3 protein-coding genes are annotated in these 9,170 nt (G+C 68.6%); all 3 read right to left on the bottom strand.

What is annotated here, in order from left to right; translation table 11 throughout:
* On the bottom strand, window positions 1-5,054 hold a 5,054-nt coding region (locus A3M1_RS25030; RefSeq protein ID WP_018388958.1), incomplete at its 3' end, for an autotransporter-associated beta strand repeat-containing protein.
* Between the two features lie 653 nt (window positions 5,055-5,707).
* On the bottom strand, window positions 5,708-6,634 hold the full coding sequence (locus A3M1_RS0110670) for a transglutaminase family protein (RefSeq protein ID WP_018388957.1): 927 nt from the start codon (window positions 6,632-6,634) through the stop codon (window positions 5,708-5,710).
* Window positions 6,631-9,144 carry a circularly permuted type 2 ATP-grasp protein gene (locus tag A3M1_RS0110665; protein WP_018388956.1) on the bottom strand — a complete coding sequence of 838 codons (2,514 nt, stop codon included), beginning with the start codon at window positions 9,142-9,144 and terminating at the stop codon, window positions 6,631-6,633. Before A3M1_RS0110665 ends, A3M1_RS0110670 begins: the two co-directional genes overlap by 4 nt.
* Window positions 9,145-9,170: the final 26 nt, after the last annotated feature.

The following is a 9,170-nucleotide window of genomic DNA, read 5'->3' as shown; positions in this document are numbered from 1 at the left end:
GAAAGCGCCAGCGTGCCGGCCGAGACCGTCGTCGTGCCGGTGTAGGTGTTCGCGCCCGTCAGCGTCAGCGTGCCAGTGCCGGCCTTGGTCAGCCCGCCGACGCCGTCGATCACGCTCGCAATGCCGATGTCGAAGCCGTTGGAATTGATGGTGACGCCGCCCACAGCGAGCGTCACGCCTCCCGTTGCGAAGCCGGAAAGGAAGTTTGCCTGGGTCGCCGTGGCCTTCAGCGTGCCGCCATCGAGCTTGATGGATCCGACCCCCGCCCCGGTGTCCTTGATGAACTGGCCCGCAGCCACCACGCCGCCGCTTGCCACATTCAGCGTTCCGTTGCCCTTGTAGCCGACAAAGATGGAGGCGGCAGTCACGCTCGCGCCGTCGGAAACGGTCAGCGTACCGGTGCCGTAAATACCCACATCGAGCGAATTGGTGAGAATCAAGCTCGATCCGGTGCCCGTCACCGTGGCGGTGCCGACCCCGGTCCCGCTCCCTGCCGGGTCGCGGCCGCCGATGACGGCGGTATCCGCCTTCACAGTCGCGCCACCAGACACCGTCAGCGAACCGGCGCCTTCATCGCCGAGCACGAGGCCATAATCGACCGTCACGATCGATCCGGCACCCGTCACCGTGGCATCGCCGACGGCGCCAGCGAAGTAGCCGATACCGAAGTTCTCCATATCCACGGCGGCGCCGGAGGACACCATCAAGGTCCCCGTGCCATAACCGCCAATCACCATCTCATCCGTGCCCAGATCCAGGCTGGTGTCGGCGCCCGTCATCGTCAAGGCTCCGGTCGTGCCGACATCGTAGCCGACAGCGGCGTAATCCGCGGACCACGTGCCATCCGCGAGAACAAGCGTTCCTTCCCGAACCCCGATGGCTCCCAAAGGCATGCTGTTGCCACCGGTCAGCGTCAGCGTTCCGCTGCCCTCCTTGGTGAGGCTGCCCGTGCCGCTGATGGTCCCGGAGAATGTCGTCGAGCTGTTATCGCCGCCGGCGGACAAAATACCGGAGCCACCCAGCGTCACCGTCCCGGCGCCAGCCAGCGAGCCGATGGTCTCCGCGCCGCTCACGGTAAGGATGGCGCCCGACGCCACCGTCACCGCGCTCGCATCGCCGATCGCCGAACCGCCCGACGCCACCAGCGTGCCGGCCGAAACCGTCGTCGCGCCGCTATAGGTGTTGCTGCCCGAAAGGGTGAGCGTGCCCGTGCCAGCCTGAGTCACCCCGCCGGTCCCGGCGATGACACCGGCGAAAGTGAGGCTGTCGGTGCGATTGAAGGCGAGTGTGCCGACAGTCGTCACATTGCCCGTGATTGAGCCTGTTGTCCCGCCGCCGCCGATTTGCAGCGCGCCGCCGAAGGCGATGCTGGTGCCGCCGGTATAGGTACTCTCACCGGTCAGGATCGTCGTGCCGGCCAGCACGCTCACCGTGCCGCCGCCGGAGATGGCCGCGGACAGCGTGAAGTCGGTGGCGGTGTGGTTGAAGACGATTTCGCCCGTGCCCGCGCCGAAGACGATCTTCGGCGTGTCGATCGTGCCCGCCGCCGCCGCCGCTAAGCCCTTCGCCGCGCCGATGGCGAGCGCGCCGTCGCCAGCGGCGGCGGTGCCGATGCGCACCTCATTGTCGACCTTCAGCGTGCCGCCATCGGTGACGATCACCGAGGCCGTGCCGGCATAGCCGACATAGAAATTGCCGAGATAGGAGAAGGTGGGGTTCGCCTTGGCCCAGAACTGCGACCCCGTCCCGGTGATGGTCAGTTTGCCTTCGGAGTTCGGGTCCATGCCGACGCCCGTCGCGCCGCCCGTCACTGTACCGCCGGCGGAGATGGTGAGGTCGCCGTTGCCGTTCACCGGATCGACGCTGCGCGTGCCGTTCTGGCCGCCGACATAAAAAAACTGTTCCGCGACCAAGCTCGCCCCGGACACGGTCATCGTCACCAGGTCGCTGCCGCTCGCGCCGACATAGACTCTGTCGGCATAGACATCCGCGCCGTCCGAAATCGTGACCGTGCCTCCATCGGGGCTCAGCGCGGCCTGGAGCGCGGTGTTGGTGGGGTCGTCGGGGTCGCCGATCTCGACCCGGGTGCCCTTACCGGTGATGATGACCTGCGCCCCGGCGCCGGTATAGAGGCCCACCTTGGTAATGTGGGCCGTGGCGCCGTCGGAGACGGTCAGGGAGCCGGTGGAGCCGGCCGTGCGGGCAATGTCGATGCCGCCGTCGCTGTTGGTCCAGACCGTGCCCTTGCCGGTGACGGTGAGCGAGCCGGTGCCGCCGCTGCCGCTCTGCCAGGATCCGGTGGAAACGCCGATCCGCTTGGCGTCGAACGTGGCGCCGCCGGAAATCGTCAGGCTGCCGGTGCCGCCATTGTCGCCAATGGTGAGCTCGCCCGTGCTGGTCCAGCTCGAACCGTCGCCGCTCACCGTCACCGTGCCGACCCCGCCCTCCGCCGTTCCCACCGTGCCGTTGACGCTGGTCAGCGCACCGCCGCCGGAGACCGCCAGCGTGCCCGCGACATCGCTGCCCACCGTCAGAACCGAGGCGCCGAGCGAGCCGGTAAGGCCCAGCGTGCCGGCGGAGACGGTGACGTCTCCGGTAAGGGTGTTGGTTCCCGAGAGGTTCAGCGTGCCGACGCCGGTCTTCTCCAGCCCGGTCGTGCCGATGAGGGCGGAGCCGATGGTCGCGCTCATTTCAGCGGCGTCGGGCCCGTCACCCACCAGAATCGTGGCCTGGGTGCGGCTGCCGAAGCCGAGCAGTTCGATCGAACCGCCCGTGATCACATAGCCGTCGACCAGGAACTCCATCGCCACGACCTGCGGCGCCGTGCCCCCGACCACACTCACCGTGCCGCCGTTGCCGGCGAAGATGGCGAGCCCGGCCTGCGACCAGGCAGCCGACGTCGTGCCGGTCGGGTCGGTCCAGTTGGTGATGCCGCCACTCACGGTCCAGTCGCCGTCACCGCCTTCCACGGCGCTGCCGGGAGTGAGCCGGGCGCCGTTCCACCACTGGCCCGCCGCGACGATGAGGTTCACCTGACCGCTCGTCGAGGTGCCGATCTCGTAGAGCGCATGCGCCGGCGCCGTTCCCACCTCCAGACCGTTATCGGTCAGCGCTCCGCCATAGTCGATCAGCCGGTACGTACCCGAGGCGAAGCCGGTGCCTGCCGTCAGGTCCAGCACGCAGTTCAGCGCGAGGCCGCCGCCGACGTCGATTGCCGGCGTCGTCGACCCGGGCGCCTCCAGCGTCACCGCGAGGATCGAGGTCGCGTCGGCAAAGCTCAGATTGCCGCCAATGGTGAGCGAGGAGGCGCCCGATACGCCCGCCAGCGTGCCGCCGGCCGTGATCTCCACATTGCCGGAGACGGTGCCCGCGCTGGTGCCGCCCTGCAGCGTCGCGCCCGAACTCACCGAGACGTCGCCAGCCAGACTCCCGCCCGAAAGCGCCAGCGTGCCCGCCGACACCGTCGTCGTTCCACTAAACGTATTGGCGCCGGTGAGCGTCAGCGTGCCCGCGCCGGACTTGGTCAGGCCGCCAATACCATCAAGCTCCGTGGCGATGGTAACGGAGAAGCCGTTGCTGTCGATGAAGGCGCCGCCTGCCATGATCTCGACAGAGCTCGACGTGAAGCCGGACAGGAAAACGCTCTGATTCCCGCTCGCCCTCAACACGCCGCCGTTGAAATTCAGCCGCGCCGTCCCCGCACCGTCGGTAACCTGGCGAACGGTGAGCACGCTGCGCGCGCCGGCGGTTCCCTCAAGATTCACGGTGCCGTTCGAGCCGGCCGAATTGCCGACATAGACATAGAGGCCGGAGACAGTGGCACCGTTCGCGATGTTCAGCGTTCCGGTGCCGGCGCTTCCGACATAGAGAAATGCGCTGCCCGTGCTCAGGCTTGAGTCTGATCCGGTCACAGTGATGGTGCCGAGGCCTGCCGCGTTGCGGCCGAGATACACGGCCCCGCTGGTGACTGCGGCGCCGTCCGATATGGTCAGCGTACCTGTGCCGGATTGCCCCACGGTTATGCCGCTGATGCCCGTCGTCCAGCTTGAGCCCGCTCCCGTCACCGTTGCGGTTCCGTTGGAGCCGGAGCTCAGGCCGATGGAGACGGTGCCGCTCGTGACCGTACCTCCACCCGAGACGGCCAAGGTGCCGGTGCCGGAATTGCCGATGGTAAGAGTGGAGGAGCCCGCATCCCAGTTCGCTCCCGTCACGTTCACGGTGCCGGTCGCACCACTGACGGTGCCGAGAGTGGCGGCCCCGCTTGTCACCTCGCCGCCGTCCGCGATGGTAAGTGTTCCGGTGCCGGAAGCTCCCACATATAAGGTGCCGCTGAGGAGCCAGGACGAATCCGTTCCCGTCACGGTCATTGTGCCGTTGGAGCCGCTATTCGCGCCGATGGTGCCTTGCGTGCCGCCTTTAATCGTGCCGCCGCTCTCGACGGTCAGCGTCCCGCTTCCCCATCGGCCCACGATGAGAAGCGCGGCGTCCCAGGTGGAGCCGGCTCCCGTGACGGTGACGGTACCGCGGCTGCCCGCCTGATCCCCAAGGATGCCGCCACCTGTCACCGTGCCCTGGTCGGCAATCGTCAGGGTCCCGGTGCCTTCATAACCTATGCTAATCTCGGCGGTGGTCACGCTCCAGCTTGAGCCGGCTCCGGTCACGGTCGCCGTGCCGATGGAGCCGGCATTAGTACCGACCAAAGCCGCCAGAGCCGTGATCGCCCCCCCCGCTGAAATGGTCAGGGTGCCCGTGCCGCCGACGCCGACGAGGACGCCCGTCCCAGTCAGGCTGGAGCCGTCCCCGGTCACGGTCAGCGTCCCGGTGGAACCGGATCTCTCGCCGACATGGGTTTCCCGGTTCTCGACCACGCCGCCGCTCTCAACGGAAAGCCCCCCGGTGCCGGTGTTGCCGATGATGATATCCTGCGTGCCGAGATCCCAGGGCGAGGCATGCGTGCCCGGGACCGTCTCGGTGGTGTCGTTGATCGTATAGGCCCGCGCCGCCGGCATCGATGCCAGCAGGGCACCGAGCGAGACCGCCGAGAGCAACGCCATGGCGTGCACCGCACGGATCGGGCGGACGGCGTCCCGGCCGGACGTGAACGCAGGCGGCCTTGCCCTCGCGCGCCCTATCCAGGCACCCTTGTTGGCACTCGCCGTTGCAACCATAGCCTAACCCTTCAGACCGATCCGCTTGCGTCTTGCCTTCCGGGGACAGCCGGGATGGCGAGGCTGCACTTTATTTTCACTTGGGGAGGAGAGAGGGCGTCGAGCCTCCGGCGGCACCCAGACCGGGGTGCGGCCGCTGCCCCTGCAGGACCACGACGTTCCGATTCAACGGCTCGATGCGATAAGGCATTTCCCGACGCCCCATTCGCCAAGGGGGGAAGACATTAGTCGACGCAACGGCACATAACCCTCGCTCCCGGGACGCCGCAGCTGAGGTCTGGATCCACGCTAAATTGGCGTGTGTCTGGCAACAACCAGCATTTCTTCCCGTGCACGCGGCAATTGCCGCTGCCCTTGCCCTAAATTCTGAAATCTCCGGCAATGTTGCCCCGACGCCACAGCCAGCAAGCGGCTGCGGGAAGGAGGGCGGCGGATCGCGACGTGGCCACAGCTTCACATATCGCAGTCGTCAGACTGCCGGTGGCAACGTTGCAACCTCTGAAACATGCAAGGGACCGTGCGAAGGCGGGACGTCCGAATCAGCCGGGGGAGCCCAAGTCGCCCGGCTCCTTGCGCGCGGAAGCCTCGTCCAGCATCGGAATGACGTCGACCTCAACCTTCAGCTTCTGCTTGCCGGAGCCGAAGATAACGCCGCCGATCGGGGCGACATCGGTGTAGTCGCGGCCCACCGCCAGCACGACATGATCAGTGGCCACGCGCAGGGCGTTGGTCGGGTCCAGCCCCTGCCAGCCGATCGCCTCGCCGCACCACACCGAGACCCAGGCATGGGTGGCGTCGGCACCCTGCAGCCGCTCCTTGCCCGGGGGCGGCTCAGTGCGCAGGAAGCCGGAGACATAGGCCGCCGGCAGGCCGAGCCCGCGCAGCCCGGCGATCATGATATGGGCGAAATCCTGGCACACTCCGGCCCGCAGCTCGAACGCCGTCAGCGCCGGGGTGGAGACGTCGGTGGCGCGTGGATCATAGGTGAAATCGGCGTAGAGCCGGTTCATCAGGTCCACCGCCCCGGCCAGCATCGGCCGGCCGGGAGGGAAACTCTCCGCCGCCCAGGCGGTGATCGGCGTGCTCAGCGCCACGGCGGGGCTGGGAAACAGGAAATGCGCCGGCGAGTGGCCGGACAGATCGGTGCTGCCATTGGCGGCCTCGCGCGTCTCCTCCCAGGAAGGGCCAGAACCGGGCGGGACCTCGGGCGGCGCCTCCACCTCCACCCGCGCCCGCGTCTTCACGGTGAAGCTGCGATGCGGGGTCTCGATGCGGATATGCACCACCTTGTTGCCGAAGAAATCGCGGGTCTCGGTCCATTCCACCGGCTCGGGCTCGACCGCGAAATGGCTGGCGACGACGCGCTGGTTCGCCCGCTCCACCGGCACCATCCGCACCACATGGCGCGCCACCGGCACGGCCGAGGCATAGGAATAGGCCGTGCTCTGGTGAATGTCGTACTTCATGCCAGCAGGTCCCACGGCGTCTCCACCGGCTGGCGATGGATGAAATAGCGCTCCGCCACCTCGTTGGAGAGCTCCATCAGCCGGCCCTCGATCTGGCCGAGGCGGGCATCGTCGAACTCCACCGCGTCGAACGCCTTCATCGTCGCCGAAAGCCGGGCGACGAGGCGCTCCTCCGGCGGGGGCAGCGCGTCGCCGGCATGGCCGGGCAGCACGTCGAGATGGTCGCTGATGGCGGCGATCTGGAAGGCGAGCGAACGTGGATTGACCGGGTCGAGCAGCACAAGGTCGAGCACCGGCGCGCGGCTTTCCACCATCACATAGCGCGAGCGATAGGTGATCTGGCTGTCGCATAGCTCCAGCAGCACATCGAGCGTGCTGGCGCTCGGCGTCTCGCCCACCAGCGCGCGGGCGAAGCGGCACACCGCGATGGCGCGCTCGATGCGGCGGCCGAGATCGAGAAAGCGCCAGCCGGCGAGCCGGTTCATGTTCTCCGAGGCGAGGCCGGAAAAGGCGGCGAGCGCCCGCAGGGCGCGGTCGGCACGCTCATAGGCGTCCGGCTCGGCGCTGGCCGCCGGCGCAGGCTCGGCCATCATCAGCCCGAGATCGGCCAGCGTGCGCCAGGCATCGGGTGAGAGCCGGTCGCGGATCACCGAGGCGGTGTGGCGGGCATTGTCGATCAGGTTGGGAATGGCACCGGGCCGGTCACGCCGGGTCAGCGCCGCCAGCACATGGCGGATCGGGCGGGCGCGGGTCAGTTCGTCCGGCACCGCGCCCCAGGACTGCAGCAGGTCGAGCAGCGCCGGCACCGAGCCGCCGCCGCCATCGGCGGTGGAGGACAGCCGCCCGGCCAGCGTGCGCAGCAGGCGCAGGGTGCATTCGGCCCGCTCGACATAGCGCCCGAGCCAGAAGAAATTATCCGCCGCGCGGCTGGGCAGCGGGCCGGTCTGCCGCTTCACCTCCACCGCGTCGGGGGCTGGCAGCAGCGTGGTCTGCTCCACCGGCGCGGCGTCCAGCACCCACACATCGGCCGAGCGGCCGCCGCCCTGCATCGACACGGCGCGGGCGTCGAGACTGTCGGAGACCCGGCAGAAGCCGCCGGGCATGACGGTCCAGCCCGATTCGGTGGCGGCGACGAAGATGCGCAGGATGAAGGGGCGCGGCTCCAGCCGCCCATTGCTCCACACCGGCATGGTGGACAGGCGCACCGCCTCCTGGCCGACAATATCGACACCGCGGGTGCGGATCGCGTGCTGCACCGCCGCGCGGCGAATGGGGTCGAGATCAGCGCCGATCACCGGCCCGTCCTCCAGCGCGCCCGGCACCGCCCGGCGGAAGGCGGGGGAGAGCACCAGGTCGTCGAGATTGTCGAGCACCCGCGCGCGCTCGGCCTTCTGGCCGCACCACCACGTGGCGACATTGGGCAGGATCGGCGCCTCGCCCATCACCTGCCGCCCCAGGCGCGGCAGGAAGCCCATCATGGCGGGGGCTTCCACCACGCCGGCGCCGAGCGCGTTCACCACCGCCACCCCGCCGGCGCGGATCGCCTGCATCAGCCCGGGCACGCCGAGCCGCGAGGAGGGGTTAAGCTCCAGCGGGTCGGCATAATCGGCATCGAGACGGCGCAGCAGCACGTCGACCCGCTTGAGCCCTGCGACGGTGCGGACATAGACGATGTTGTCGCGCACCGTGAGGTCGTCGCCCTCCAGCAGCACGAAGCCGAGATAGCGGGCGAGATAGGCGTGCTCGAAATAGGTCTCGTTGAGCGGGCCGGGGGTGAGCAGCCCCACCCGCCCCTCGCCGGAACGGTCGAGCTTGGTCAGCCCCGCCCGCAGCCCCTGGAAATAGCCGGCAAGGCGCATCACGTTGAGCGAGCGGGCAAGGTCCGGCAGCGCCCTGGCAATGGCGATGCGGTTTTCCAGCGCGTAGCCGGCACCCGAGGGCGACTGGGTGCGGTCGGAGAGCACCCACCAATTGCCGTCCGGCCCACGGCCGATATCGGCGGCATAGATCTTGAGGAAGCTGCCGCCATGCGGGTCGACCCCAACCATGGGGCGCAGGAAATCCGGGTTCCCGGCCACCACCGCCGCCGGCAGCGCGCCTGAGCGCACCAGCTTGCCCTCGCCATAGAGGTCGGAAAGCAACCCTTCCATCATCTGCGCGCGCTGGATCAGCCCGCGCTCCAGCGCCCGCCATTCGGCGGCGTCGATGACGAGCGGCAGATGCGAGATCGGCCAGGGCCGTTCGCCGCCATTGGGGTCGTCATAGACGCGATAGAACACGCCGGAGCGGTAGAGGTGGCGGTCGGCGGCGCGGAATCGCCGGTTGACCTCATCAACCCCCATCTCGGCCAAAGCCGCCAGAAGCGAGGTCCAGTGCGCGCGCGGACGCCCTTCGCCATCCACGAGTTCATCGTGAACGCCGGGAAGCGGCTTGTACTGCGCCAGCAGTGCCTCGACGGCCGCTTCTTCAAAGCGGCGCGTGCGCGCCTGCGGTTCGGTGCGAACGGGCATGGCTCCCTCTCAGCGCCGCAAAGGAT

The sequence above is a fragment of the Ancylobacter sp. FA202 genome, assembly GCF_000380205.1.
Lineage (GTDB): Bacteria > Pseudomonadota > Alphaproteobacteria > Rhizobiales > Xanthobacteraceae > Ancylobacter.
This window is presented reverse-complemented; position numbering and strand designations above follow the sequence as displayed.

Bases quoted from the DNA above. Each gene is read 5' to 3' on its own strand.
- A3M1_RS0110670 (WP_018388957.1), bottom strand. From the start codon at position 6,634: ATGAAGTACGACATTCACCAGAGCACGGCCTATTCCTATGCCTCGGCC.
- A3M1_RS0110665 (WP_018388956.1), bottom strand. From the start codon at position 9,144: ATGCCCGTTCGCACCGAACCGCAGGCGCGCACGCGCCGCTTTGAAGAA.